The organism is Streptomyces sp. NPDC006512, assembly GCF_040611935.1.
GTDB lineage: Bacteria > Actinomycetota > Actinomycetes > Streptomycetales > Streptomycetaceae > Streptomyces.
Map to the genome: position 1 here is coordinate 84759 of NZ_JBEXPG010000024.1, position 26537 is coordinate 111295.

Here is a 26537-nt window from a genome sequence, read left to right on the forward strand (position 1 = left end):
CCACCGACCCGGGTAGGAGCCACACGAATCCACATGACAACTGTGGCTGGTTCCATGACCATGAGCGGATGATCGTGCGACCGGATCTTCTCAGTCTGACCGTCCTGTGCCCACCGCCTGACGAGGGCGGCGTGGAGGTGCGCCCGATCGTCAATGGCCGGGATCTTCTGGCCGCTGTCCTCCCTGGCGGCGTGGGAGGATCCCGGTACCTGGGAGTGGGCCCTCGGTATCTGTTGGACCGGGATGGGCCGTTGCATGCCATCGCGACGCCCCACGAGGCTCGTCTCGCTTGGTCCGGGTGCGGTGCGGAGGAGTGCTGTGGTGCCCTGTACGTCACGGTCAGGCGTGACGGGGATCATGTGGTCTGGGCGGGCTGGCGCGACCCGGCCAACGAGGCCGTCGCCTTGCCGGAGCTTCGGTTCACCGCGGCTCAGTACGAGGCCGAAGTCCGGCGAGCCGGAGGGGACCGCAGCTGGGAATGGCCGGCAGGAGCAGTTGCGCGGCTGCTTGAGGCGGGGCTGAGGGGACGCAAGGACTGGCTACTCCGGTGGGAGTGCGAACTGCAATACGTCTGGGCCTCCCGCAAGCAACCCGACCACATCCAGGTCATCCTGATGCACCCCCCTGACGGGACCGATACGGATCTGCCCTGGATCCAGTTCGGGATGACTCTCCCGATCTCAGCGGACGACCCGTCGGACCAGGCCGAGCGCCTTGAGGCGCAGCTGACCGCAGGCGATCCCCGTGCCACAGCCGAGGTCTGGGGAGGTTCGCATGATGCCGAGCAACTGGGCTACCCGTGGCCGCCGGTCGACCCTCCGTTCATGTGAACAGCAGTGAGAGGCGGGCTGAGGCCCTGCCGGTGGGTGTCCACTCGCCGGGTATTCCCTCGCTGGCGCGTTTGGTGCTGCTGGCGAGGGTGGCGGGGCGGAGGATGCCGGGGCCGTAGCGGGCGCGGGCGCGGTCGGTGACCGCTTCGATGGCCAGGGCGCGGTCGTCACTGGGATCGAAGGTCAGCTGTTGGGTGGCCTCGATGGCCGGGCGGAGGTCGTGGGCGCGGAGGCTGATGCTGCGGACGCGGGCGCGCTGGAGGGCGAGCAGGTCGTACAGGTCGTACGCGGTGGCAGTGATAGGCCGGGTGTGGGCGGTGGCTTCGTCGAGGGTGCGGCTGCGGGTGCTGGAGCTGCGGTCGGCGTAGCGCACGGCGAGGGTCAAGCCGTTCGCGGCCTGCCGCTCGTCTCGGAGGCGGGCGGCGACTTCCTCGGCGAGGGAAAGCAGGGCTCGACGGTGTTCGGCCGGGTCGAGGACATCGTGCTTGAAGGTCCGCTCCGCGCTCAGTGACTTCGCGATCGGCTGGGTCTGGACGGTGCGCGGGTCCTGGCCGTGGGCGTGGGCGTGCAGGGCGCGGCCGGCGGCGGCGCCGAAGAGCCGTACGAGGGTGGGCATGGGGGTGTCGGCGATGTCGCCGATGGTGTGCAGGCCGTAGGTGCGCAGCTTTTCCGCGGTCGCCGGACCGACGCCGTAGAGCGATGCCACTGGGCGCGGCCGCAGCCACCGCTCGATGTCCTCCGTGCCGATGACGGTGGTCTGGCCGGGCGGGGTGACGGCGGCCGCCATCGTCGCGAGCATCCGGTTGGGGGCGACGGCGCACGTCGTCTGCACGCCGTGCAGGGCCATTGTCCGCAGCCGCAGGAGCGCGGCGAGTTCCGCGGGGGTGCGCTGCCTTCTCTGGGGGAGACGGTGTTGCGCGAGGCAGACGAAGGTCGGTTTGTGCAGCTCAGCGCGCGGACCGCCAACGCTAGTCGCTGCAACAGGTGTGGTGCCATCGCCGGTTCGAGTGACTCGAAGAACGGTGGGGGCGGGTGCGGGGCGGGCACGACGGCGTGGGGCCGCGACCGGCCCCCGTCCCGGTCGCGGCTCCGCCGCTTCGAGGAGCCGTCGGCTCGATCAGCCGACGGTGGCTGCCGCAGCGCCGATGGTGAGGGCGGCCAGCACCCGCGAACGCATCGGCCGCCACCACGGCCTGTGGCGCGACATCGTGCTGCTGGAGCGGCGCAGCACCCTGGTGGTCTGAACCGATCCGGGAATTCCGTTCCCGGCCGGTGAGCTCCGGGTGCAGGATTCAGCCACGGCCATTTCCATTGCAGATATCGCCTGGGCTCGCGCGGAGCTGGCCCGGTTCCTGGAGCTGACCACGCTGTACCACCCGCCGGACCCTCCGGGGGCACCTTCATCACCTCGCGTATGGGGCTGTTCACGAGTAGCGGTGACCTGGTGCGGTACAGGGCGCCTGGAGATCACTTCCCATTTTTAGGTAGATCGTTTCCCGTTTCGCACGCGATCCCTGGCGGATAGGGTGAGGCGGCGGCGTACGAGGTCGACCTCGACGATCCGTACGGTGATCTCGTCCCCCTCGCTCACGATCTGGCCGGGGTGCTCGACGGGCTCGTCACGGAATTCGGTGTTGTGCACGAGGCCCTCGACGCCGTCGGCGATGCGGACGAAGGCTCCGAACGGGATCAGCTTGGTGACCTGTCCGGTCGTGACGATGCCTGCTTGGTCCGCGAAGGGAACGAGCGGGTCCTCTTGGAGAGCTTTCAGTGACAGCTGGACCTGTCCACGCCGGGTGTCTACGTCGATGATCTCGCCGACGACCCTCTGGCCGGCCGTGACGGCGTCTGCGGGATGGTCGATCCGCCGCCAGCTCAGTTCGGGGCCCCTGATGAACCCGGTGCACTGATCATCCGGTTCGCCGTCGAGGTTCACGAAGACACCGAAGTTGTGGACGCTCTGTACCTGACCTTGGTGTGCTGTTCCGCGCCGAAGGCCGAGAAGGAATGCTCGCAGAGCCGGGTCCTCACACGCTGAAGCGGAGGCCAAGACGCGTTCCTGCTGCCAGTCGACGGCTATCACTTCAAAGGTGAGCCGCTGCCCGATGATCACGGCTTCAGACGGATGCCCGATGGCCTTGCGGGTCAGATCGCCGCGAGGGATACGTCCCAGCGCTTTCGCTGGACCAGAGAATCCGTCGAGTTCGACGAGCGCCTCCCGGTCCTCGACGCTGATGACGCGGCCGGTGCGGACTTCGCCGGCTCGTATGGTGCTCAGGAAATCCTTCAGGCTCTCGCTCGACAGGGGTTCGGTCACGGCCACGACTCTAGTCAAGGGGGCTTCGGGCCTTGCCCGTGAACCAGCTGATCCTCATGCTCAAGCCCATGAACACGCGAAGCGGGACCTTCGATGCCGTGCCCCTGGGGGCTCTCTTCCCAGACGCTAGCGTCGCCGATCTCGGCCGCCTTCGGCGTTCAGCAGATGGGATCGATGGCGTCCAGGTGCCAGGGAAGTTCCAGGTCTGGGAGTGGTTTCCCCAGCACGTCACGTTCCCGGGACGGGCTGTGGCCGGCACGCCGGAGATCCTGTTGGCTGAGGTCTCCCTCTACGGCGCAGGCGGTGACTGGCTCGAGGTCTCACTCGACGTGGAGTGGACCAAGGAGGGCCTTCTCAATGTCTGGTCAGCCATCAGCCTGGCCTGCTGGTGCGAGGTGGACCATAACGCTCACTACGTCGACCCCGTAGAACGGACTGTCGTCGGAGCGACTTCGTTGGCTGATGCTTTCGAGACCGTGGCAGGTCGGTTCATCGCGTGGCTCGCCGGACCAAGGGACCCTGAGTTCTGGAGAGCCCACGCGAGTCTCCCTCCTCGGAAGCAGAGATGAGGAGTGGGCGGCTGCGGTGAGGCGACGAAGAGCGGGCTCGCTTGGGGTATCGCTGGCTCAATCGTCGCCATTGTCTGCGTCCTCGTGCTCACCCTCGGTTGAGTCAGGCCTTTCAGGGCTTAGGCTCGGAAAAACCGTTGGCTGTCGGTGTTCCCTGCTGGAACGATCCTGGGATGACCGACCACCGTGACGCCGTCCTCCGCCTGTGGGGTCGCCAGCTCTACGAGCGTCAAGGCAAGCCACTCGCCTGGGCGGAGGCGGTCCTGAAGGCCACCGGTCGCCCGCCGACCGCCGTCACCGCGGCGATGTCCGGCCGACTCGACGCCCTCGCCGATTCCCCACCGGACCATGCATGGCTGCTGTTCCGTACGGTCGCCAAGCTGGCCGCGAACCTGCGGGGCGACGGCCACTACGACGCGGACGTCGGCACCCGGATCGGCCCACTGGCCCTGTGGTTGGGCGAGCTCGAACCGCCGCTCGCCGACCCGCTCGGAGACGCACTCGGCCCCCCGCCGGACGGGCCGACATCCCTCGTCACCGTCCACGCCGCCGAGCTGAGCAGCAACCGCACGATCCGGCTGCGGGCGATCGACGCCCTGCTGGAGTGGGCCGAACTCGGCCACCCGCAGGCCCGGGCGGCCCTGTCCGAGGTCGCCTCCGACCACCGGACGCAGGATGTCACCGTCTGGACCAAGGCACTCAACCGGATCGCCCTGTTCGGCGACGCCAGCCTCGAACCGGGCCTACTGCGCGCGCTCACCGACACCGGGCACCGCGGGGTGCGGTGGTCGGCGCTCGCCTGTGCCGAACTCGGCTTCCGCCGGGCCGTTCCGCTGATCACCGCCCTGCTGGAGCATCCCGATCCGATAGTCCGCGAGGGTGCCTGCGAGGCGCTCGGCCTCCTTGAGGAACATGCCGCCGTGCCCGCGCTGGCAGCCCGGCTGAACGACGAGACCAACTGGGTACGCAGCAGGGCCGCCCTGGCGCTCGGCCAAATCGGCGGCGACCGGGCACTCGCTGTGCTCTGGCAGGCCATGCTGGAACGCCGGAACCCGAAGGCCAACCATCTCGCCTCAGCGATCGCTGCCTTCGGCCCGCCGGTGGTGGACGACCTGATCGCCCTCACCACCGATCCCGACCCGGACCTCCGAGCACTGGCCTGCCGCGCTCTCGGCTCCACCGCCGACGACCGGGCCCTGCCCGCACTGGAACACCTCGCCGCCCACGACCTCGCCAGAACCACCCTCGGCGGCCTCGTGGCAACCGCCGCCAAGCAGGGACTGCGGACCGCGCACCGCATTCGCGCGCGCACCGCATCGACCTGAGCTCGACGCTCGTCTCGACTGACGTTCACCGTGTGGAGATGCGTCAGCTCTTCGGGCTGTTGGTGTGTTCCCGGCGGCCGGTAGGCCGCCGGGAACATGGGCGGTGACCTCAGCTGTTCCGGCTGGGCCGGACCACGGGCGCCAGCTCTCAGGACCCCTGGTTCAAGGCCCTGGTCAGTTCCCGGTTCGCGGCCCGAGCCGCTTCCAGCTCCTCCGTCCGTTCCTCGAGCTCCCCGCGCTTGTCGGCGAGGTCCTGCTCAAGCATGTTGATGCGCCGTTGGAGCTGGTCGATGTCGACGGGGGCCCCAAGGCCGGACTCATTCCAGACGCTCTCGCCCAGCTGGGATGAGAGGCGCTTCTCCAGTTGCCGGACTCTTGCGGTGAGGCGCTTGTTGGCTTCGAGCGCGTTCGCGAGGTCGGCCTGGAGTGAGGTCCGACTGACCGCCGCCATTCGCCCGTTCTCGACTGGTGTGCTGGCGGCGACGTGAACTAGTTCGAGCAGGTCAGGATGCCGGTAGAGGAATGTCCGGTCGACCCGGGCCGCCCGGGCGAGCCCGGAGACGGTGATGTCCCCGCCGGCCCTCACCGCGGTGTCGATGGCTTTGAAGACGCGTTCGCGGCGGCGGGCGGAGTCGGCCCTCTTCCCGTCGATCATGGGGTTGGTCATCCAGTGGGCCTTTCGGGACGGAGATCTTCAGGCGGCCCGACGCGGGGGAGTCCGAGGGCCACGACACGACGGGTTCGGCGGACGACAGACACCGCGTCCTGGATGTGGAGCTTGTCCTCGTCGGTCAGATCTTCAAGGTCCTCACGAACGCGGTGGACCAGGCGGCGGACCCGGGTGATCTCCTCGTCCGAAGGCATGGCCTCGGCTTTCGCCCACGAGTCGGCCGCGAAAGCAGCGAGCCGCTCCCGGCCACGCAGGAGATCAGCGAGGTACGCCTCCAGATCGGGGAGATAGGAGACATCGGTGCGGAAGTGGGAACACCCCACGCACCGAAACCGGACGGGGCAGTCCTGCCCGCCGGCCGCCACGTTGGTCGGTTCGGTGCACAGCCCGTACGGGACTTGGACCTCTCCGATGCCCCGCCGGGCGTGTTCGGAGTCAAGGACAAACTGGGCCTGGCGCCATACACGGCTGCCGTGCCGGTCGAACTGCATGCTGGTGACCCGGTCGACAGCTTCCCGGCGGCGCTGGTCGCCGACCCGGTAGTAGCGCTGTGTCGTCGACAAGTCCCGGTGGTCCATGAGCTGGCAGAGCACGTCGACCGGTACCCCCGCGTCCGCGTGACGCTGCGCGTAGGTGTGCCGGTAGGCGTAGGGAAAGATCTTCTCGCGGTCGAAGAGGATCTCCGCGCGCTCGGGGCGTCCGTCGCGGTAGACGTTCACGGACAGCGCGATGTCGGGCAGGGCCGCCACCCAGTCATGGTGCTGCAGCCCGATGTCGGCGATCGGCTTGCTCCCGTCCGGGTTGGACATGACCGTGGGCAGCAGCACCAGCCGGCTGACCGGCGTCTCCGGATAGCGGGCCCGGACGCGGGCTTGCTGTCCGATGATCAGGGCTGCTGTGGCCTCGGGCACGGGTAGCCGGCGCCGAAGGCGCAGTTCCTTGTGATTGTCGTAGAGCAGGACCGCCTTGCCGTCAGGATCCCGGGTGAGGCAGTCGTAGGGCAGGCTGCAGATCTCGAAGGGGCGCCGCCCGGTGTCGATGAGTAGTTCGACCGCGACCCGTACCTCCCGGCTCGACCTCTGTTCCAGCAGGTCGAGGTTGGCGCACAGCACGCCCATGACCTCATCGGGCAGGTCCTTGCCGGCTTCGGAGTCCTCCGGCTCGTCCGGGATGTCCTGCGAGAGCAGAATGAACTCGGCCGGGAGGCCGTGCAGCGGCTGACCGGGCTGTGTCAGGCCCATGCTCCGCATCTGCTCTAGCCATTTGCGGACCATGCGAGCGATGGCGATCCACGTGTAGACGCTGATCTCGCCGGTCGAGTTGAGGAACGCGAGACGGTTGGAGAAGTTGACCATGTCCTGGCGTTCCAGGAGCGCCAGGTGGGCGCCCTTGTCCTCGCGCTGAAGGTGCAGGCTCTCGGAGAGCCGGCTGAAGGCAGCGATGTGGTTCTGCACCTGTTGACGGGCCTTGCGGCCACGGCGCCGGGGCAGGTCGTCACACACGGCGGCTTTCAGGGCCTCCCGTAGCCAGGACTGGCGGACCTCGGTGAAGCGGATCGTGCCCGAGTGCCCGAACGCCGCGGCGTCCCACACATCCTTCCTGCGTTCGCTCTCCGGCGTCATACCCAGTCGACGGGAAGAGGCCGTGAACGCGGTCAGGACGCGGCGCCCGCGCTTGCACAGCCGGGCAGGATCGAGATCGGCCAGACTGGACACTTGCTCAGCCAACGCCCGCTCGCACACGGGCCGCACATGCCAGGGCGGGACCTTGGTACCCCTGCGGACGCGCTCCTGCAGCCCGTAGAGGACCTCGGCCGCGACCAGGGGTTCAAGGCCGGCCAGGCTGACCTCACAGTTCTTACTGACGGCACGGGTGACGGCCTGGAATGTGTCATCGCCCGGGAACGTCCCTTCCCTGATCTGACGTCCTCGCTGCTGGAAGTGCTGCAGGCAGTAGGGCGAGCCCTTCCCAGGACGCTGCCGCAGACACGCGGTGACCGCGCACACGCCGAGCGCGGCCAGCGGCCGCACATCGCCGAGCAGGAGGAAGCCCTCCAGGGAGAGACCGGCCATCTTGGACAGCTGATACTCGTGCGCCCTGCACAGCTGGGCCTTCCGTGTCGTCCAGGGCCGCAGGCAACCGGCCACCGCGCAGTCCTGCTCGGGCAAGCGACGGTTGCTCCGGGCCGCCCGGGCGAAGTCATCCACGTCCCGGCCGTCTTTCCGCCAGCGGCTCTCGCAGTTGCGGCACAGGCCGCTGGCCGAGTACGCGACACAGTCGCAGTCGCCCACACGGCACAGCGGCATACCCATCACAGGGTGCTCGACAGGGAACGTCACAACCCGGCGCTCCTCGGACCAGCCCACCAGTGAGAGGAACGCCGGCTCGACCGCGCCCATCAGTTCTTCCACCCTGGACGCGCTCCGCGCCACCGGCGTCGCAACGGCGCTCACCGGCCGGCCTCCTGCATCAGGGCCCGAGGAAGGGGAACCCGGTCGACGGCCTCGCGCAACCGTGACCGGGCGGGATGCAGGTACGGGCGGGGAGAGCCAGGGTGCTTTTGCCCGAGCAGGGCCTGCACCTCGTCGAGAGACCCTCCGGCATCGGTGACGTTGCTGGCCATCGCGTGCCGGCACATGCGCGGCGTGATGACCCGCCCCAGCCCAGCGCGCCGCGACAACGACTCCATCAGCTCGCCGATTGCTTCCGTTGTGACCGGCGCCCCGTAGGGCGGCCGGAACAGGTTCACCAGGACGTGGTCGCTGCCACCAGAGCCCAGCACCTCGTGCCGCTCCAGCGCGTACTGGTCAAACGCCTGCACGACGAGGAAGTCCACCGGCATGGCCCACGACTTCCGCGACTTCGACCAGGCGCCGTTCACGTTCTGCCGCCGCACGACGTGAACGTGAGAACCCGCAAGATCACAACCCAATGAGCGAGAGTCAGGCACCAGGTGAGCATCGCAGCGGTGCAGACCCGCCACCTGCCCCGGCCGCAGACCGACCCGGGACAGCAGGAGCACAGTCAGCCGGTCCCTGGCCGAGCGGCACGCCAGAAACATCGCGACGACCTCCTCGTCGCTCGCCCGGTCCACCTCGCTCTCCGGCTCCTGCAACCGGTGCCGTGACCTCAGCCTCAGACGCATCCCGCCGCCTTCTCCCTGGGCCTCGGCAGGAAGATCACGGGTGTCGCCCACCTCGTAGAGCTGCTCCAGTACCCAGCCCGGGACTGCCTTGTTCGCGATGCGGTGAGACAAGAACATCCGCACCGCGGTGAGCACCTTGTTGATCCGACTCTCGCCCCGCACTGGCCGGGATCCAGGCCCAGGCACTACCACTTGCCGTTGCTTCCCGCCCTCTCCAGGAGCCCAGCGCAGCCACAGGATGAACAGACCCATCTCCCGAGCGGCGGTCCGCCAGTCCCGCCCGGTCGCGCCGCACCAGCGAAGGAACAAGACGACACCCTCGGCGTATGCCTTCGTAGTCGTCTCCGCCCGACCCCGAGCAAACCGAAGCTCCCGCAAGAACAAGTCGGCGTCCTCAACGACCTCCCACCCCTCGTCCACGACGGTCCAATACCGCATGCCCGAAGGCAGATCCACCGGGAAAGCACGCACTTTTACCCCTACTCCACAAGCTGATCGCAACGATCCGCCGCAGAGCCACACCCCCTGAGAACCGCTGCAGCACCCTTAACGAAGGGCGCTGCACGACGTCACGCCACAGGTCCGGAACCCCCAGAGAAGCTGCCAGTAGCGCAGTGCCCCGGTGATGTCGAGGTGCGCGGCGTCCGGCGCGAGCGCCTGGACGCGCGGGGTGATGTCCTCGGCGAGGGCCAGGAGCTGCGCGTACAGGTCTGCGTCGCCGGGGTGGGGGAGGTGGAAGTGGGCGTGGAGAATGCGGCGCTGGTTCATGGCGCTCACCCGGGGCTTCCGGGGCTGGTGTAGCCGAGGCTCTTGAGGTCGGCGGCGCGGCTGCCGGCGGGCTGGAGGTCGGCGTAAGGGTGGAGCTTGGCGCCGGTGGTGCCGTTCGCCAAGGTCCGCGCGGGGGTGCTGCTCTGCGCGGGGGTGGGGGCGAGATCGTTCTGGCCGAGGAGGGTGAGGATGGCTTCGGGTCCGTGGTCGCGGCGGGCCGCGGCGAGTTCTTCCAGGTCCCACACCATTTGGCCGACGACGGTGCGGCGCGGGCCGCGGGCTTCGACGGTGCCGCGGACGAGCAGCAGCGCGGAGTGGAAGACGGTGTGGGCGACGGCGTCGTGGCTGTCTTCGAAGAACGCGATGTCGACGAGCCCGGACCCGTCCTCCAGGGTCACGAAGATGACCCGCTTGCCCGACGGGATCGGCGGGGTCTGCGTGGACGCGCGCACCCCGGCGACGAGGACCTTCTGCCCGGGATACATGGTCTTGAGGTGGGCGGCGTCGGTGGCGCCGATCTCGCGCAGCAGCCGGTGGTGGTGGGTCATCAGGTGCTGGGACACGTCGATGGACAGCACGCTGATCTCCGCGTTCAGCGCTTCGCGGCTGGTCATCTCCGGCAGGCCCGAGGAAGCGGCGGTGACGAGTTCTCCGCCGAGGGGGAGCTGGCCGTCGGCGGGGCGGGCGCGGGTGTGGGCGTGGAGCTCGGCGGCCTGGAGGAGGAGGTCGCGGCGGGTGAGCGGGCCGCGCAGCGCGTCGAGCGCGCCGATCTGGATGAGCCGCTCGGCGATCGGGAGGGCGGGGCGGGCACGCTGCCAGAAGTCCTGGAGGCCGTTGTAGGGCTGGCCGGCCGCGATCCGGGCGACCTGGTCCTCGCTGATTCCCTTGACCGACGACAGCGACAGCCGCACCCCCCACACCCCCGCGCCGGTCTCCTCGATGCGGTAGTCGGCGGCGGAGCGGTTCACGTCGACCTGAAGAACGGGCACATCGTGGCGCCGGGCGTCGGAGACGATGACCCGCGCCGGCCACATCCCCGGATCGTGCTCCAGCAGGCCCGCGTACAGGGCGGCCGGGTGGTGGGCCTTGAGCCAGGCGGACTGCAGCGCGGGGACGGCGAAGGCCACCGCGTGCGCGCGGCAGAACCCGTATGCGCCGAAGCCCTTGATGATCTCCCACACCTCGTCCAGGACCGCGGGCGCGTATCCGCGGCCAGCGGCCTCCCGCTTGAACCAGACCTCCACTTGGGGCAGGCGCTCCTTGTCCGCGAGCGCGCGGCGGGCGATCTCGGCGAGCGCCCGGTCGCAGCCGGTCAGGACGGAGAACATGTCGATGATCTGCTCGTGCCAGATCGTCACCCCGTACGTCGAGGCCAGCACCGGCACGAGGTCGGGGTGCGGGTAGCGGGGGGCGGCGCCGTGGCGGGCGGCGATGTAGAGGGCGGGCATGCCGCCCTTGACCGGGCCGGGCCGGAACAGCGAGATGTCGGCGATGACGTCCTGGACGTCGCGGGGCTGGAGCCGGCCGACGAGGTCCTGCTGGCCGGGGGACTCCAGCTGGAACATCCCCACCGTGTCGGACGCCCTGATCAGGTCGAAGGCACCCGGGTCGCCGAGGGGGACGTGGTCGGGGTTGTCGAGGTCGATCTGCCGGCCGGTCGTCCGCTGGATCTCCTTCACGGCGTGGGCCATCGCGGACTGCATCCGCACACCGAGCACGTCCAGCTTGAGCAGCCCCAGGTCCTCGACGTCCTCCTTGTCGGCCTGGACCATCGGGTACCCGCCCGGGGTCGGCTGCACGGGCAGCCGGTCCAGCAGCGTCCCGTTGGAGAGGATCACCCCGCACGGGTGCATCGCGATCCCCCGCGGCAGCGCGTCCAGGCCCTCGGCCAGCTCCCAGAGCGGCCCGAACGAGCGGGCCTCCGCGGCGAGCTGCTTCAGCTCCGGCAGCTCGGCCAGCGCGCTGCGGATGTCGCAGGCCCGGATGTGCGGGAACGACTTCGCGATCCGGTCGACCACCTGCGGCGCGATCCCCAGCGCGAGCCCGGTGTCACGCAGCGCGTGCCGGGCCCGGTAGGTCTCCGGCATGCCCGTCACCGCGACCCGCTCGGTGCCGAACCGCTCGATGATCCGGTCGTAGACCTCCAGCCGGCGCGCGGACTCCACGTCCACGTCGATGTCCGGCAGCGACCGCCGCCGCACCGACAGGAACCGCTCGAAGAGCAGGTCGTGGTCGAGCGGATTCGCGGTGGCCACGAACAGGCTGTGGTTGACCATCGACCCAGCTCCCGAGCCGCGGGCCGCGACCCGGATGCCCATCGCGCGGACGTCCGCGACGACCTGGGCGACGGCCAGGAAGTACGCCTCGTACTCCAGCTTCCCGATCACCCCCAGCTCGTACTCCAGCTGCCCGACCGCCCGCCGGTCCCGGTCCAGACCGCGCGCGAACATCCCCGCCTCACACCGCTGGCGCAGCAGCCGCATCGCCCCGCCCGGCCCCGGCTCTGCGCCGACGACCTCAGGCTCAGGGAAATGCGGCCGCCCCAGACCCAGATCAGCGACCGGATCAAGGACACACTCCTGACCGGCCCGCACCGTCTCCGCCAGCAGCCCGGCAGCACGCCCCCGTCCGGCACCGGACGCCTCCGCGATCCGCCCCGCGTCGGCCCGCATCGTGGCGGGGTCCTTCAGCCAGCGCTCGCCGCAGTCCAGCCTCCGCCGGTCGATCAGCCGCAGCAGCCGGCCCGCATCCAGGACGTCCGCGATGCGGTGCTGTGCCCGATCGGCGTACCGGACCGCATTCGTCAGCACCACGGGAACACCCACCTGGTCGGCGAGCCCGAGCGTGCGCGCGGCCAGCCGCAGCGATCCCGGCCCGGTACCCGGAACACGCCAGCACACCGTCTCCAGCCGCAGGTTCGCACCAGCCAGCTCCCGCCACGGCGCGAGCAACTGCTCGGCAAGGTCCAGCCGACCCGCCGACAAGGCGCGCACCGGCTCGGAGACCGGCCCCAACAGGACCAGCAGTCCCTCGTCGGCGTACCGCCCGAGCGTCCCCCAGGACACCAACGGCGGCCCGCCCTCAGCGCCCGCGTGCGCGGCGGACACCAGCCGGCACAGCCGCGCCCACCCTGCGGCGCTCCGCGCGAGCAGGGTGACCCGCAGCGGCGGCTCCACCACGTGGGCGCCACCGCGCACCGGCGTACGGGGCCGGGCCCTGGATCCAGCGCGGGGCGGTGTGTGGGGGGCGACGGCGACGTCGACGCCGAAGACGGGCCGTATCCCGGCGGCGCCGGCCGCCTTCGCGAAGCGCACCGCGCCGGTCACGGTGTCCCGGTCGGTCAGCGCCAGCACGCCGATGCCGCGCTCGGCGGCCCGTTGCACCAGGTCGCGGGGGTGGGAGGCGCCGTAGCGGGACGAATAGCCGCTCGCCACGTGGAGGTGAACGCCGTCACGCATGGCCCACCTCCCACGAACGAACGATTTCAGCCGGTTTGGCCGGATCTCTTCTGTCCACGGTATCGAACTAAAATCGAACAGCGCGAATCGGTTACTCCGAAGTAGGTGTGGCTGTCCACCACAGGTTGCGAAGGTCCACCATTGGTTGCGACCAGAGCCCGACAGCGTCTTCCGCTACCCAGAGAGCCGAGCTCCTGGAGGCCGGCCGTCATCGGCATGGCCGCCCCCGTGGCCGGGCTCCAGGAGCGGGCCGCGGCCAAGCTCGCCGAGGTCGACGCTCCGGTCGGATGCCGCGGCCGGTTTCCTGCCCTCCGCTGGTGATCAAGGTTCGCGGGCTTGCTCCTGCTGCGCCCTTCGGATGGATGACGTGACGGCCGTCCTGGGGCCGCTTCCGGCTGGTCGGGCGGACCCTGGAGGGAGGGGGCCGGCAAGCCATGAGGGAGGCCCCGTGACGCTCAGACCACCGGTGGAGCCGATGCTGGCGCAGGCTGCGGAAACCGTGCCGGGCCCGGCGGCACTGCGGGCGGGGGTGGCGTACGAGCAGAAGCTGGACGGGCACCGGGCGCTGCTGTTCACCCCGGCCGGCCCGGGAGGCACGGTGCTGGTGCAGACCCGCCGCGGTGCGCTGGTGCAGGACCGGTGGCCGGACCTGGTGGCGGCCGCGGAGGCGCAGTTGCCGCCCGGCCTGGTCTTCGATGGCGAACTGGTCGTCTGGGACGCCGAGGCGGGCCGGTTGTCGTTCGCGGCGTTGCAGCGCCGGGCCGCCACCCGCGCCCGCGGCGCCGCCGGCCTGGTCGCCCGGTGGCCGGCCTACTTCGTCGCCTTCGACCTCTTGCAGCAGAACGGCCAGGAGCTCCTGACCCGCCCATACGCCGAGAGGCGCGCACTGCTGGAGAACCTGTTCTCCGAGCACGCCCTGACGGCCCCGTGGACGCTATGCCCGCAGACGACGGACCTGGCCAAGGCACGGGAATGGCTGGAGTCCTGGACGGACGTGTCCGGGGTGGAGGGAATCCTGATCAAGCCCCTGACCAGCCGCTATCTGCCCGGATTTCGCGGCTGGACCAAGATCAGAAGACGAGACGCCACGGAGATGATCGTCGGCGCGATCACCGGCACCCTGACCCGCCCCGGCCTGCTCGTCCTCGGCCGCCACGACACCGGCGGCCGGCTGCGCGCGGTCGGCCGGACCGTACCGCTGCGCCCGGACGCCGCCCGGCAGGTCGCCGAGCACCTCACCGAGGCCGCGCCCGGACACCCGTGGGAGGGCGTGCGCTTCTCGGCGACGTGGGGGAGCCGTGACGTCCTGGACACCACCCTCGTCCACCCCGCCCTGGTCGCGGAGGTCAGCGCCGATCGCGCCATCGACCACGGCGGCGTCTACCGCCACCCGCTCCGATTCCAGCGCCTGCGCCTGGACGTCGGGCTTGAGGACGTACCCCGGTTCGGCGAGGGCCCGGCCGCGGCCGCCGGGTGACGGACCCGGGAGTGTGCAGTGGCGTTTCGCCGGTGAACCGGTGTGCTCGGGCGGGTGAACCCGGCCGGCACGGGCTGTTGCTGACGGTGTGGGGGCCGGTAGAACCGGCCCATGATGATCATGAAGCGGTCCGCTGTCGCGGCTGCCGCCCTCGCCCTGACCCTGACTCTGCCCACGGCCGCGCACGCGGCCGCACAACCCGCCACCCCGGCTCCGGCCGCGGCCGCCGTGCCGCAGGTGCTGCCGATCGGGGTCGCGGTCTCCGCGCTCCCGATCGCCACCGAGGACCGGTCCGGCTACCAGCGCACCTCCTTCAGGCACTGGAACGCCGGCGAGGTCCCGGCCGACGGCTGCAACACCCGCGCCGAGGTGCTCCTGGCCGAGGCGGTGGTGTACCCGGAGATCGGCCCGGGCTGCACCCTGACCGGGGGCGTGTGGTGGTCGTACTACGACGAGCGCGAGGTGACGCCGGCCGGTGCGCTGGACATCGACCACATGGTCCCGCTCGCCGAAGCCTGGGATTCGAAGTAGGCGGAGTTGTATCGGCTGCATCATTCCGCCTGGTCCGCTGAGGCTGCTGACCGGGGTGGCAGGACAGGGGGTGTCACTCGTATGGGTGAAGATGAGGTCTTCGGCCTCGGATGATTCCGCTTCGACGCCACGATGTTGCATCGGATGCAACCGTGGGAGCGGGTGTGGATGTCGTCGATGTTCCGGGCGCGATGCGCCTGGTGATGCCGGGCAACGTCCGGGCGTTGGACCCGGCGCCTGCGCTGTTCGAGGCCATGCTGGCGGGGTGGACGCGGCAGCAGCAGAGCCGCCTTCTCGCGGCGAAGACGATCGCCGACCGGACAGGCCTGGTGCGCCGGTTCGCTCTGTTCACGGGTACGTACCCGTGGGAGTGGACTGCGGAGGACGTCGAGGCCTACTTCTCCGCCCAGATGTCTGGCCAGTCCCCGCTCGCGCACTCCACGGTGCGCGGCCAGCAGAGCGACCTGCGCATGTTCTGCGTGTTCGTCACCGATGCCCGCTACGGGTGGGCGGCGGCGTGCCTGGAGGAGTTCGGGCGGGCGCCGGTGCAGGTCTGCCATGACTGGAACACCGCTGATCACGTTGCTGAGTTCGAAGGCCGCCCCGGGAGGCGGGCGCTGACCTACGACGAGCTGCAGGCCCTCTTCGACGCCGCCGACGAGCGGGTCGAGGGCATCCGGGAGAGGGGCCGCAAGGGTGTGCTGTCGGCCTGGCGGGACGCGGTGCTGCTGAAGGCGGTCTACGCGTACGGGACCCGTCGGCGCGAGACGGCGATGCTGGACCTGCACGACCTGCGGCACAACCCGCGGGCGAAGGCGTACGGTCGGTTCGGCGCGCTGGAGGTCCGCTTCGGGAAGGCCTCGCGGGGCAGCCCGCCCAAACGCCGCACGGTTCTCACCGTCCCGGAGATGGACTGGATCGTGCCGCTGCTGGAGGAGTGGACCGCTGAGGTCCGGCCCCGGTTCGGGGTGGGCGCACACCCGGCGCTGTGGGTGACCGAACGCTGCGGCCGGATCAGCCTGCGGCGCCTGGACGAGGTGTTCTCCCAGGTCCGGGATCTGGCGGGACTGCCGGAGGAGCTCGAACTGCACTGCCTGCGGCACACCTACATCACGCACCTGATCGAGTTCGGGTACCCGGAGCGATTCGTGCAGGACCAGGTCGGTCACCGGTACGCATCGACGACGGCGCTGTACACGTGGGTGTCGGACGAGTACCGCAACCGTCTGCTGGAGGACTCGCTTCACCGGCGGGCCGACCGCGCGGCCGAACGTGAGGGAAGGGGAGCTCGATGATGAAGCAGATGGGGTTCCGGTGGAACCTGCGGCGCCTGATGGCCGCCCGGGACATGTTCCAGACCACGGACCTGGTGCCGAAACTGGCCGAGTACGGCATCCACCTCTCCCGCGAGCAGGTGTACCGGCTGGTGACGCAGGACCCGCAACGCCTGTCGATGGACACCCTCGCTGCGCTGTGCGGGATCCTGCAGTGCACACCTGCCGACCTGATCGAGGTGGTCGAGGTCCGCACGCAGGTCGTCAAGCCGGCCGGGTCCGGTGAGAACCTCTCGCGTGCGGCCGCGCCGCCTGCTCGCCGGACACAGGTCCGCCGCCCGGAGGGCCTGTGACTGCCGGCAGCTGGGTACCGGAAACCTGGCGTGAACTGGCCGCGATGCTCACCGCGTTCCTGCCGGACCTCGGTCCGGGCACCGCTGCGGAGGTGGTGGCCGGGCTGACGCCCTCCGCCCGCGGCCGCATCCGTGCGCACCTGGGTGAGCATCCCGACGCTCTGGTCAGCGGCTCCTCACTGGCACCACCCGCCGTGCAGAGCCTGATCGCGACTCTGCGCGAACAGGGAGTCGAGGGCGCCAGGATCCCGGCCTGCCTGCGCTGCGGCCGGACCCGCCGGCTTCGCGGGCTCGTCCCCGGCGGCCGGGTGTGCCTGGGCTGTGAAGGAGTCCTCGCATCCCAGGCCAACGTCGGCGTCTGCGCGACGTGCTCGCGCCTGCGGCCCCGGCCGGTCGGTGACACCTGCACACCATGCCGCCATCGGGCCCGGGCGGCCACGCGGTCCTGCAGCGGGTGCGGCCGCCCCGGTTCTGCGGATCCCTGTTCCACCTGCCGGGCCCGCCCGCTCACCGCCTGCGCCTTGTGCTCGACGAAGGCCCCGGTGTGTGCCCGCTGGCCGCTCGGCCCGGTCTGCAAGCCCTGCTACGCCCTCGCCCGGCGTCAGCCCGGCCTGTGCCCCGGCTGCTCGACGGTGCGGGTCCTGATCGCGCGGCTCGACGGCAAGAGGATGTGCGGCCCGTGCGCAGATCATCCGGATCCGTACGCGTGCCCGCGTTGTGGTGGACCCAGCAGCCCCGTGACCGGGGAATCCTGCGACCGATGCGCGGTCGCAGAGCACCTGAACGTCCTCTTCGGCGACCTGCCGCCCCAGCCCGCCGCCGCGCTCGCGCCGCTGGGCGAGGCTCTTGTCGCCGCCGAGCATCCCCGGACCGTTCTGACCTGGCTGCGGAACTCGGCCTCGGCCCGCATCCTGACCGATACCGCGGCCGCCGGTCGGCTGCCCACCCACGCCGACCTCGACGCGATCGCCGCGTCGGGCCGCGGGGCGGCGCAGCGTACGGACTACCTGCGTGGCCTGCTGGTCGCCTGCGGGACTCTGCCGGCCCGCGACGAACACCTCGCGGCCATCGAACGCCACCTGACCCGCACCCTCACCCGGCACCCGCAGTTCGCGCCGCTGCTGCGGCCGTACGTCCGCTGGTCGGTGATGCCGCGCGCACGGCGCCGCGCTGCCCGAAGGCCCAGCACCCGCGGCCGCGCACGGTGGGCGTACACCCGCGTCAACTGCGCCGTTGCGTTCCTGACCCACCTTGCAGGGCTGGGTATCAGCCTGCCCGACGCCACCCAGCACCACATTGACCAGTGGCTCGCCGCAGGCTCCAGCACCCCCTACGAGCTGAGGGACTTCCTCGTCTGGACAGCAGGCCAAGGCCACAGCCGCGACCTGCTGGTCCCGCACCGCAGGAAGTCAGAATCCGACGGCCTCGACGAGGGCACTCACTGGGACCTGCTCCAGCGGTGCCTTCATGACGACAGCCTGCCGGTGGAGGTGCGCGCGGCCGGGGCCGTTCTCCTGCTGTTCGGCCAGCACCTCACCCGCATCGTGCCCCTCACCACCGGTCATCTCCGTACCCACGATGGCCACGCCGTCCTGCTCCTGGACGACACGCCGATCCGTCTTCCCGACCCCCTCTCAGCCGTCCTGACGCGACTGGCCGAAGCGCCCAAGCCGGGCTGGAGGGGCAACGTGCCCGGCACGTGGCTCTTCCCCGGCAGCAGGCCGGGAACGCATCGTGGCACCGGTTCCTTGGCCCGCGCCTTGACCGAGCACGGCATCCCGATCCGTCCAGCCCGCACGACCGCCTTGATCCAGCTCGCCCAGGACCTGCCGCCCGCCGTCCTCGCCCAGCTCTTTGGCCTCCACGTCATCACCGCGCTGCAGTGGAGACGTCGAGCCGCCACCGACTGGACCGCCTACCTCCAGGCACGCCGGCGTGCCCTCGCCGCCGGACAGCCGACTGCGCGACCGTGATCGTTTCTTCGGTGAGAACGGCCACCCAGCCGGGTGAGTTGTCCCGCCACCTCCTCGGTAGTGCGATGATCAACGGCTGCTGGCTCGTGCTACCCGGGGAGTGCGCTTGCACGACATGAAGGTCACTGAGGGCGGGACCGCCGAGGTCGAGGATTTCGTGGGGATGCTCCACGACTACGACTCCTGGCTGGTCCTGCACCGGCACCCCCACTTGTACGAGACGCTGGAGTGGGAAGACCCTCCGCTGATCGTCGAGCAGGTATTGGGCCACACCCGTTCCGGGCGGACAAGGATCTGCAGGGATCTGCTGAGCCGGGTCACGGGCGGTTCGGTGCTGACCGAGGAGGCTCCGGAGTTCGCTCCGGCGGTGAAGGACCCCGAGCTCTACCTGCATTTCCTGGTGACCAGGATGTGGCGACGACAGCTCAGCATGGCGGCCTTGGTCGCCGATGCCCGGGCCGAGGCAACTCGGCGTGGCGCGCGGCTGCTTCGGACACACTGCTGGGCCGGCGAGGACCGCCGCTTGGTCCGCGAGTACGAGGAGTTGGGGTTCACGGCAACGCTGGAGTTCGAGGTGCGGCGGTCGGACGGTTCGATCTGGCCGGGCCAGATGCTGCAGACTCGAGTGTGAGCGGTCAGGGCCGCCCAAGGCGGCGCGCCATCAGGGTGCTAGTGGCTGGGCCCGCTGTCCCACCGATCGAGAAGTCTGATCGCGATCCCACAGGTGCCGGGGCCCGCCAGGAATACCGCTCGGTTTGAGCAGCGCTCCCCGCCAGCTCGCCTCCGCCTGGACCCCGGCGCGGCCGTGCCGTGGGGGTGGCTGCGAGGGTCGGCTCGGGTGACGACGCCGTCGGTGTAGCCGAAGGCGCCGACGGCAGCGGGCGGCGGTGCTGGTCTCGCCGGCGCCGCCCGGGGAGGTGACCTGCACGTCCACGCCGGCCCCGGCGGTACCCGACGAACTGGTGGCGGTGCAGGTGGAGGCGTCGGGGCAGGTCACGCTGGTGGCCTGCGGCCCGCCGGGCAGGGACAGCGTCACCCGTTCGGCTCTACGGCTTCACCGAAGAAACGACACTCCGGCCAAGCACCGACCCTAGGGGACAGCCGCGTCCCGGCACGGTCCGGGCCCGGCAGGCTCGGCGCCCCGGGGCGTGGGACGGTGGTCTGGGCGGGGTGCGGAACCGACCGGTGGATTCATGGGGAAGATTCGGTCGCTCATCCGCTACCCCCGCCTGGTGGGGTCGCCGCCCGCGCCTTCGGGAGAACGCCCGGTATCGGTGATTTCATCGGATGAAAGCAATCCGGCATCGCCGTCTCCGGCGGCCGAGAGTTCCATCCCGTGGAGAGGCACATGACGACCACTGAGGGTTATGCAAGCTCATCGGTAACGGCCCAGTCGTGGGAGCCCTATTTCGAGGACGGCCGCGAGACTGGGGAGATTCATTGGCTCGTCAAGGCGGAGGAGGGCCAGATGTCGGGGCTGTGGAGGATCGGCCCCGTGGAGGGTGCGGAGTTCCCCTACAAGCCGGCGGCCACGGACACGTTCCACGTGATCGAGGGTGAGGCCGAGCTGGAGACCCCGGACGGCGAGAAGATCGAGCTCGTCGCCGGGGGCATTTATTCCTTCCCGGCCGGATTCGCGGCCACCTGGAGAACCCGCTCGCCGTTCATGAAGTTCTTCGTCGTGGGCTGAGGACCAGCCATGCACGCAGCGTGACACTTGCGTCGGTGTACCCACAGGAGATCAACCGAGAAGACACGAGATTTAGGCAGAGCGTGGCATGCGACCGGCTGGCGTCCATTCCCGGATAGTGGCTCGCGGGTCAGGCCGGACGACAGTAAGGGAGCAGAACGTGGCGACGTCAGATTCTGAAGTGGATGTCGTGATCGTGGGCGGCGGTTTCGCCGGCGTGACGGCCGCGCGTGAATTGTCCGCGCGCGGACGCCGGGCGGTGCTGGTCGAGGCGCGCGACCGACTGGGCGGGCGGACCTGGACGAAGGACCACGACGGGCATCCGATGGAGTTCGGCGGCACGTGGGTCCACCCTCTGCAGCCGCACGTGTGGTCCGAGATCCACCGCTACGACGTCGAGACCGAGACCTTCCCGGTCCTGGAGGGGCTCCGGCAGGCAGTGGTGTCCGATGGCCGCCTCGTGGACCTGTCCGACGAGGATGCCGTACGGGCACTGGAAGCGCTCGACGAGTTCTGTGCCCCGGCCACGGCCCTGTTCCCGGAGCCGTTCGCGGAAACGCTGGGCCCGGACCCGGAGGGCCTCGCTGACCGGTCGCTGCGTGAGCAGCTCGACGCCTTCAAGGCCGATCCGGCGCTGCGTGACTGGGTAGAGGGGATGTGCTGCACCATCGCGTTCGGCCCTCTCGACCAGTCCGGCGCGACCGAGGTCTACCGGATCTACGCCCTGTCGGGACACGACGCGGAACAGACGATCGCCTCGCTGTCGGCGACGAAGCTGGTGAAGGGGACACGTGAGCTGATCAACTCCATCGCCGGACAGGCCACACTCACCGATATCCGCCTCAACTCGCCCGTGCGGCGCGTCGCCCAGACCGATGACGGGGTGCGGGTCGAGCTGGAGAGCGGCGAGACCGTCAGCGCGCCGACCGCGCTGATCGCGCTGCCGATGAATGTCCTGAACAGCGTGGAGTTCGAGCCTGCCCTGTCGGAGATCAAGCGGACCGCGTCGGCCGACCGGCACGCGGGCATCGGCATGAAGTGCTTCGTCCGCGTCAAGGGCGACATCGGCAACGTGAGCATCGTGGGCCCCGAGTCCCAGCCGATCAACTGGTTGGTCACCTACGCCCACGGGCCGGAGGGCTCGTGGCTGATCGCGTTCGCCTCCAACCCGAAGACGCTGGAGCTGACCGCGTTCGACGACGTCCAGGGCATGCAGAGCGCCCTGCAACCGTTCCTGCCGGGCGTCGAGGTGGAGAGCATCGTCGGCTGGGACTGGACCAACGACCCGCTCGCACTCGGCACGTGGTGCATCTACCGGCCGGGACAGCTGACACAGGTGCTGCCGGACCTGCGCACCACCGAAGGACGCCTGTTCTTCGCGGGCAGCGACTCGTCGAACACGTGGCGCGGTTTCATCGACGGGGCGATCGAGAGCGGCTACCGCTCCGCCCGCGACATCGACAACTACCTGGCCTGAGGCGGGACCGGCCCGGAGCTGTGACGGCAGACCCCAAATGGGTTCAAGGCGGGGTCACCTGACGGCCGGTGGGACATCGTCCCCACCGGCCGCCGACCGGTCCCGATGCCGCCTGCCTTCCTGGACCGCGTTGAGCAGGAGCCGGGCCGCCACGCCGACAAGCAGGAAGTTGACCGCCATCTGCCCCGTGGTGAGCAGCCGGGCGGTTTGGCTGCGCGCGGTGATGTCTCCGAACCCGACCGTGCTGAACACGGTCATCGAGAAATACAGCGCATCGGTCCGCGAGAGCTCTTCGCTGAGGCTGCCCGAGACACTGCGCTCCATCAGCCAATAGGTCGTTGCGAACAGCAGCACGACGAGAGGGACGGTCACCGCCAGTGCCTCCATGGCGCGCAGCCCGGGCCACGGGGACAGCGTAATTCTGCGGATCTGCCAGGCCAGAAGCAGGGCCAGCACCGCGATGCCGCCGACCAGCGCAAGGACGGGACCGGCAGTGAAGGCCGAACCCAGCGGCAACAGGTAGTAGCCGGCGACGAGTGCGCCGGCTGTCACCAGCGCACGCAGCGAGGCGAACAGCGCCTGTCTGCGGCCACTACCCGTCCTGTTCAAGGGTTCCTTCCCGATCGCACCGGATGGCCTGACCGCTCCGCTGGACCTGCTCCGCTGCCAGCCTCTCGGGTGAACCGGTTCCCGCGCAGCAGGCGCACCACGGGGTCCCCGGCATGGCGGCGCCGGTGTGGACGGCACGTGGGCCGACTCCCCGCACTGCTGGGTCATCCTCACCGTGTACGAGATGAAGCGACGCCGCCGAACTCACCGCCGCCGACCACCTCACACCCCATGGCCTGGTCCTGGAGCTGCCGGGGGATGTCCGGCCCATCCGGCCCGGGCAGACTGCTGTTCCCACGACATCGACAACTACCTGACCAGCTGATCACCGGCGGCGGGGGCTGCCACAGACCCCGCCCCCGTGATCCGGCTACGGGTCCTCGGGCAACGGGGTCAGGGCGGCGGGAGCGAGTACCCACAGCAGGGCCCGGCCGGTCAGCGGCGTGGTGGCGATGAGGGAGAGGTAGACCTCCGCCACCGATCCGTCGCCCCGCAGGATGTCGAGGTCGCCGGACAGCCGTGACAACAGGAGCAGGGCGGCGTCGACGATGAGCCATGAGGCCAGGTTGGCGCCGATCCACCACGCCCAGCGTCTGGTGACCTTGCGCAGGACCACCGACTGCGACAGGCCGAGCAGGGGACCCAGCGCCAGGCTCTGGCTGGCGGCCAGGAGATAGGCGATCGACACGTCCTGGTCCGATTTCTGGGCGCCGATCACCGCGGGCATGATCACCAGCAACCAGGCCAGCAGCGCCGGTCCGATGTTGGCGGTCACCCACGCCTTGCGGGGGATGGCCACCCGCTCCCGCACGATCAGCCACTGCAGCGTGCCGAGGACACCCCCGAACAGTACGGCTCCCAGTGTTGCGATCACCAGAGCTACCAGTGTGTGGCGGCTGGCGAGGCGCAGGTGCAGGACGTCACTGCCCAGCAGTGCCAGCGCGACACCCACGCTCAGGACGATGACGAACGCGATCGAGTTGTACGCGATCCAGCGCCAGTACAGGCGGGGCTCCCACCCACTCGACGCCGGCACCTCACGGGCTGAACCAGAAGCGGTCATCCCCCACTCCTACCGCGCCCAGCCCCACCGGCAGCGCAGACCCACTGATACGCCCCGCCGACCATCAGCCTCGCTGGGAGAGCGCGGGCCCCTTGAGTTGCACTGCGGTGCAACTCAGTGCGGCGGCCGACCCCGCCCAAGGAGCACGACAGCAGAGGAATACCGCACGGTTCGAATGACGCTCCCCGCCAGCTGGCGCCAGTTCGTGGACCGCGCAAAGGCGCGAGGCGTACGCGAATGACCAGGGCCAGCCGGCCTCTCTGGTGGCGGTGACGGCCCGCTCGAACAGGCAGAAGGCGGACCAGGACCCGGCGGAGTGGCTGCCGCCGGCACCGGACGCGCTGTGCCGGTACGCGTCGGAGTGGACCGCGACGAAGCTGCGGTGGGGGCTGGCGGTGGACGAGCTGGAGCAGGACCGGCTGCTGGACATCGCGGCGGGCTGCGGTGGCACGGCCGTGGAGTTCACCCCGGCCCCGTAGGTTGGAGGCAGCAGGGCCGAGGGCCGTCACCGCGTGCAGGGTGACGGCCTTTCGTATGCTGCCCGGACGCTCGGCCACGGTCGTACTCGTCCGATGCCTGCAAACCTTCCGACGACTGCGGGGGTGGTGCTGTCCTCCGGGCCATGAGAGCGCCAAAGGGGTGAGGCAGGGCATGACATCAGGACGTCGGGCCTGTCCGGGACAGTTTGGTCGTGACGATGCGGCTCGTTGGTTTCGCCGTGGTCGTCCTGGGGCTGTGGATCGCCTTCACCTCGACTGCCTCGGCCGCCCGTGCCGGCGGTCTGATGGTCGCGACCGCCCGTGCTGCCGTCGCGGCGTTCCAGACTGCGCCGTGGGCGCTGTACGTGGCGCTGGCGCCGTAGCCGACGCGCTCCCTCCTGCGCCGCGATCGAGCCGGCCGGGGCTTCGTGAACTCGTCAGCAGGGGTTGCGGGGCTTGGGGGTTGAAGCTGTAGGGCGTGCGCGAGGTTCGCCGATCATGGCTTTGGCCTGGTGTTCTCTCGGACTTGCGTGGCTTACCCCTTGGCGTTCGACAGTGCGGTTCACGCCTCAGATCGGAGGTGTGGACCGAGCTTTGCCGTAGAGAGTGAGCTGTCATGGCCATGCCAGATCAGGGTGGGGATTCGATGGGCGCGGAGTCCGGAAGCGAGCCGGCCCGGCGCCGCGAGGAGTCGGAGCCGGCGCGCCCCCGGCACACCGTCCGCGTGATCGCCGGCCAGCTGGCCCGTGAGGGGGCCGGCGCGGCCGTCGAGGCGGTGGTGGGCGCGTGGGCGCCGGAGTGGGTGGAGGTGGTGCGGGTCCTGGTGATGGCCGCACCGGCCGCCGCGGGGCTGCGTCGGCGCCGGGGTCGAGGTGGGCGCCGGCGCGCCTGATCGGTCCCGTGCGGGCGCCCGGGCCGCCTTCCCGGTGGCCCGGGTGCCCCGGGAGGTCCGGACCGCCGTTCGCCCGGCGGGGTGAATCCGGGCCTCGCGTACGCGTACGCGATTTGTGCGGCGCGCCCCCAACTCGCATCAACTGGCGGGGACTTGACAGCTTTTGCGGCTGTTCGTCACTGTTCGTCCCGTGCCCGAGGGTCGGGCCCAGTGTGCGTTTGGGGTGCGTTTCATGGTGAGGCGGCAGCGTGAGGTGTTCGACGCGTACGAGGCGGCGGGCCGGTTGAAGGTGTCGGTCGCGGCCTGGCGGTGGGCGGTGGGTACCGGCCTGGTTCCACCGGCGGACGCGGGCGGGTGGTCGTGGTCGCGGGCGGTGGTGGAGGCGGTCGACGGCGAGGCGGTGCGGGCCGCGTTGCGGGGGCCTGTAGGCGCGGGGTGGGCGGCGGACCGTCTGACCGAAGCCCTGGGCACACCGTTGCCGTGGTGTCGGCCCCGGGTGACGGCGGCGGCCGTCGGTCACCTGGTCCGCGCCGGCCTCCTGGTCCCCCTCGGCGGCGACGACGAGTTCCCCGACGTCCACCCGGATCAAGTCGCGGCCCTCGGACGCCGCCGGGACCTGCCGGCCCTTCTGGACCGGCATGTGCCGTTGGGCCCGGATCAGGCGGCTGTCCGCCTCGGCGTCCGACGGGTCGACTTCGACGTGTTGGTGCAGCGCGGGTACGTCGCGCCGGTGGGGTCGGTCACCATCGACTTCAAGAAGCAGGGCGGCCTCACCACGGTCGCCCTTTACAGCGCGGAGGAGGTAGCCCTTCTGCCGGTGGTGTGGCCGGGGGTGGACTGGCGGGCGGTGCGTACGGTCGCGGCCGGGCGCCGTTCCCCGCTCGCCGGCCTCGACCCGGTCGACCCGAGCGGGTACCGGGTGCTGTTGGCGGGGGTGGCGCGGATCGCCCGGGTGGGGCGGGCCGCGGTGGTGCAGTGGCGCCGCCGCCACGACGACTTCCCCGCCCCGGTCGGCGGGAGCGACGTCCACCCCGAGTTCGACCGGACCGCCGTGATCGCCTGGCTGCTGGCCCACGGCAAGATCGAGGTACCCACCCGAACCCCCAAGGCGTCCCTCCTGATGAACCGCTCCGGCGGCGGCACACGCACGTTCCGGCTCGACGACCCGATCCTGACCCTGACCGACGACGTCGCCGAGGAGGATCGGTTGTCGGGCTGGTCCACCGACGAGGACGCCGACGCCCTCACCACCCTCGGCGCGCAGGAGTTCGGCGCGACACTGCGCCGGCTCACCGTCCTGGGCTTCGAGGCGGTCGCGGTACCGGGCGAGGTGCGCGTCCTCGACCGGACCCGCGCGGGACGCGGAGGCCTATGGGTCACCCTGGCGTGGCCGGCCCGCCTGCGCGGCGCCGCCTCACCAAGCCCTGCGGGAGGAGTGGTGCGCCACGTGGTGGCGTACGCGGATCCGGGCGAGGCCTGCGTCTGCGCCCGCTAGGAATGCGGCGGGGTCATCCCGGTGGGCTGGTGCCCGGAACACGGGGACTCTGTCGCCCCGGTGATGGAGTGGCACCCCGGGGGCGGTCTGCGCTGCGCCGACCTGGCGGAAAGGGCCGCACGGGGAAGCGGGGCCGCAGTGG

The 26537-nt window shown here is 70.5% G+C and carries 22 protein-coding genes and 2 pseudogenes; 15 read left to right on the top strand and 9 right to left on the bottom strand.

Features of this window, described 5'->3' with window-relative positions; genetic code table 11:
* Positions 1-68: 68 nt before the first annotated feature.
* Positions 69-830: a hypothetical protein gene (locus ABZZ17_RS18570; RefSeq protein WP_356877268.1), complete on the top strand. Its 762-nt coding sequence runs from the start codon at positions 69-71 to the stop codon at positions 828-830.
* On the opposite strand, the gene ABZZ17_RS18575 is transcribed toward ABZZ17_RS18570, so the two are convergent.
* Both ABZZ17_RS18575 and ABZZ17_RS18580 read right to left on the bottom strand, forming a co-directional pair.
* Complete coding sequence (locus tag ABZZ17_RS18575) at positions 823-1662, bottom strand: hypothetical protein (protein ID WP_356877270.1); 840 nt, start codon at positions 1660-1662, stop codon at positions 823-825. The genes ABZZ17_RS18570 and ABZZ17_RS18575 overlap by 8 nt on opposite strands.
* A gap of 648 nt (positions 1663-2310) precedes the next feature.
* Positions 2311-3147, bottom strand: a complete 837-nt coding sequence (locus tag ABZZ17_RS18580; RefSeq protein WP_356877272.1) for a S1 RNA-binding domain-containing protein — start codon at positions 3145-3147, stop codon at positions 2311-2313.
* A 38-nt stretch (positions 3148-3185) separates the two neighbouring features.
* Between ABZZ17_RS18580 and ABZZ17_RS18585 the strand changes: the two genes are divergently transcribed.
* Positions 3186-3716 carry a hypothetical protein gene (locus ABZZ17_RS18585; RefSeq protein WP_356877274.1) on the top strand — a complete coding sequence of 177 codons (531 nt, stop codon included), beginning with the start codon at positions 3186-3188 and terminating at the stop codon, positions 3714-3716.
* 173 nt (positions 3717-3889) lie between these two features.
* Complete coding sequence (locus ABZZ17_RS18590) at positions 3890-5041, top strand: HEAT repeat domain-containing protein (protein ID WP_356877276.1); 1152 nt, start codon at positions 3890-3892, stop codon at positions 5039-5041.
* Between the two features lie 148 nt (positions 5042-5189).
* On the opposite strand, the gene ABZZ17_RS18595 is transcribed toward ABZZ17_RS18590, so the two are convergent.
* The 5 genes from ABZZ17_RS18595 to dnaE form a co-directional block, all read right to left on the bottom strand.
* Positions 5190-5708 carry a DUF6262 family protein gene (locus ABZZ17_RS18595; protein WP_306068552.1) on the bottom strand — a complete coding sequence of 173 codons (519 nt, stop codon included), beginning with the start codon at positions 5706-5708 and terminating at the stop codon, positions 5190-5192.
* Positions 5705-8164 (bottom strand): site-specific integrase, encoded by a 2460-nt coding sequence (locus tag ABZZ17_RS18600; protein ID WP_356877278.1) that lies wholly within the window; start codon positions 8162-8164, stop codon positions 5705-5707. Before ABZZ17_RS18600 ends, ABZZ17_RS18595 begins: the two co-directional genes overlap by 4 nt.
* Entirely contained in the window at positions 8161-8991 is an 831-nt protein-coding gene (locus ABZZ17_RS18605; protein WP_356877280.1) for a tyrosine-type recombinase/integrase, read from the bottom strand. Before ABZZ17_RS18605 ends, ABZZ17_RS18600 begins: the two co-directional genes overlap by 4 nt.
* A gap of 411 nt (positions 8992-9402) precedes the next feature.
* Positions 9403-9633, bottom strand: coding sequence for a hypothetical protein (locus ABZZ17_RS18610; protein WP_356877282.1), 231 nt, complete (start codon positions 9631-9633; stop codon positions 9403-9405).
* Entirely contained in the window at positions 9630-13082 is a 3453-nt protein-coding gene (dnaE, locus tag ABZZ17_RS18615; RefSeq protein ID WP_356877284.1) for a DNA polymerase III subunit alpha, read from the bottom strand. The genes ABZZ17_RS18610 and dnaE overlap by 4 nt, the downstream gene beginning before the upstream one ends.
* A 448-nt stretch (positions 13083-13530) precedes the next feature.
* Between dnaE and ABZZ17_RS18620 the strand changes: the two genes are divergently transcribed.
* From ABZZ17_RS18620 to ABZZ17_RS18655, 8 genes and pseudogenes are all read left to right on the top strand, one after another.
* On the top strand, positions 13531-14559 hold the full coding sequence (locus ABZZ17_RS18620) for an ATP-dependent DNA ligase (RefSeq protein WP_356877286.1): 1029 nt from the start codon (positions 13531-13533) through the stop codon (positions 14557-14559).
* Positions 14560-14673: 114 nt separating this feature from the next.
* Positions 14674-15084 (top strand): annotated as a pseudogene (locus ABZZ17_RS18625) (HNH endonuclease); the annotation flags it as partial.
* A gap of 170 nt (positions 15085-15254) precedes the next feature.
* Entirely contained in the window at positions 15255-16385 is a 1131-nt protein-coding gene (locus tag ABZZ17_RS18630; protein WP_356877288.1) for a site-specific integrase, read from the top strand.
* Positions 16382-16717: a helix-turn-helix transcriptional regulator gene (locus tag ABZZ17_RS18635; RefSeq protein WP_356877290.1), complete on the top strand. Its 336-nt coding sequence runs from the start codon at positions 16382-16384 to the stop codon at positions 16715-16717. Before ABZZ17_RS18630 ends, ABZZ17_RS18635 begins: the two co-directional genes overlap by 4 nt.
* A gap of 737 nt (positions 16718-17454) precedes the next feature.
* On the top strand, positions 17455-18690 hold the full coding sequence (locus tag ABZZ17_RS18640; RefSeq protein ID WP_356877292.1) for a hypothetical protein: 1236 nt from the start codon (positions 17455-17457) through the stop codon (positions 18688-18690).
* A gap of 106 nt (positions 18691-18796) precedes the next feature.
* Complete coding sequence (locus tag ABZZ17_RS18645; protein WP_356877294.1) at positions 18797-19321, top strand: GNAT family N-acetyltransferase; 525 nt, start codon at positions 18797-18799, stop codon at positions 19319-19321.
* Positions 19322-20038: 717 nt separating this feature from the next.
* The gene (locus ABZZ17_RS18650; RefSeq protein ID WP_356877296.1) at positions 20039-20380 is read left to right on the top strand and encodes a cupin domain-containing protein; all 342 of its coding nucleotides are present in this window, start codon (positions 20039-20041) and stop codon (positions 20378-20380) included.
* Between the two features lie 181 nt (positions 20381-20561).
* Positions 20562-21857 (top strand): NAD(P)/FAD-dependent oxidoreductase, encoded by a 1296-nt coding sequence (locus tag ABZZ17_RS18655; RefSeq protein ID WP_356877298.1) that lies wholly within the window; start codon positions 20562-20564, stop codon positions 21855-21857.
* Between the two features lie 54 nt (positions 21858-21911).
* Here the strand turns inward: ABZZ17_RS18655 and ABZZ17_RS18660 are convergent, their stop codons facing one another.
* Both ABZZ17_RS18660 and ABZZ17_RS18665 read right to left on the bottom strand, forming a co-directional pair.
* Positions 21912-22466, bottom strand: coding sequence for an ion channel (locus tag ABZZ17_RS18660; RefSeq protein WP_356877300.1), 555 nt, complete (start codon positions 22464-22466; stop codon positions 21912-21914).
* A 370-nt stretch (positions 22467-22836) separates the two neighbouring features.
* Positions 22837-23529 carry a hypothetical protein gene (locus tag ABZZ17_RS18665; protein ID WP_356877302.1) on the bottom strand — a complete coding sequence of 231 codons (693 nt, stop codon included), beginning with the start codon at positions 23527-23529 and terminating at the stop codon, positions 22837-22839.
* A gap of 191 nt (positions 23530-23720) precedes the next feature.
* On the opposite strand from ABZZ17_RS18665, the pseudogene ABZZ17_RS18670 reads away from it, so the two are divergent.
* The 4 genes and pseudogenes from ABZZ17_RS18670 to ABZZ17_RS18685 form a co-directional block, all read left to right on the top strand.
* Positions 23721-24008 (top strand): annotated as a pseudogene (locus ABZZ17_RS18670) (HNH endonuclease); the annotation flags it as partial.
* A gap of 212 nt (positions 24009-24220) precedes the next feature.
* Positions 24221-24391: a hypothetical protein gene (locus ABZZ17_RS18675; protein WP_356877304.1), complete on the top strand. Its 171-nt coding sequence runs from the start codon at positions 24221-24223 to the stop codon at positions 24389-24391.
* Between the two features lie 233 nt (positions 24392-24624).
* Complete coding sequence (locus tag ABZZ17_RS18680) at positions 24625-24900, top strand: hypothetical protein (protein ID WP_356877306.1); 276 nt, start codon at positions 24625-24627, stop codon at positions 24898-24900.
* Positions 24901-25132: 232 nt separating this feature from the next.
* Positions 25133-26395: a hypothetical protein gene (locus tag ABZZ17_RS18685; protein WP_356877346.1), complete on the top strand. Its 1263-nt coding sequence runs from the start codon at positions 25133-25135 to the stop codon at positions 26393-26395.
* Positions 26396-26537 lie beyond the last annotated feature (142 nt).

Coding starts and splice junctions, on each gene's coding strand:
- dnaE (WP_356877284.1), bottom strand. CDS start 13,082: ATGCGTGACGGCGTTCACCTCCACGTGGCGAGCGGCTATTCGTCCCGC.
- ABZZ17_RS18650 (WP_356877296.1), top strand. CDS start 20,039: ATGACGACCACTGAGGGTTATGCAAGCTCATCGGTAACGGCCCAGTCG.
- ABZZ17_RS18635 (WP_356877290.1), top strand. CDS start 16,382: ATGATGAAGCAGATGGGGTTCCGGTGGAACCTGCGGCGCCTGATGGCC.
- ABZZ17_RS18680 (WP_356877306.1), top strand. CDS start 24,625: ATGGCCATGCCAGATCAGGGTGGGGATTCGATGGGCGCGGAGTCCGGA.
- ABZZ17_RS18590 (WP_356877276.1), top strand. CDS start 3,890: ATGACCGACCACCGTGACGCCGTCCTCCGCCTGTGGGGTCGCCAGCTC.
- ABZZ17_RS18570 (WP_356877268.1), top strand. CDS start 69: ATGATCGTGCGACCGGATCTTCTCAGTCTGACCGTCCTGTGCCCACCG.
- ABZZ17_RS18685 (WP_356877346.1), top strand. CDS start 25,133: ATGGTGAGGCGGCAGCGTGAGGTGTTCGACGCGTACGAGGCGGCGGGC.
- ABZZ17_RS18595 (WP_306068552.1), bottom strand. CDS start 5,708: ATGACCAACCCCATGATCGACGGGAAGAGGGCCGACTCCGCCCGCCGC.
- ABZZ17_RS18665 (WP_356877302.1), bottom strand. CDS start 23,529: ATGACCGCTTCTGGTTCAGCCCGTGAGGTGCCGGCGTCGAGTGGGTGG.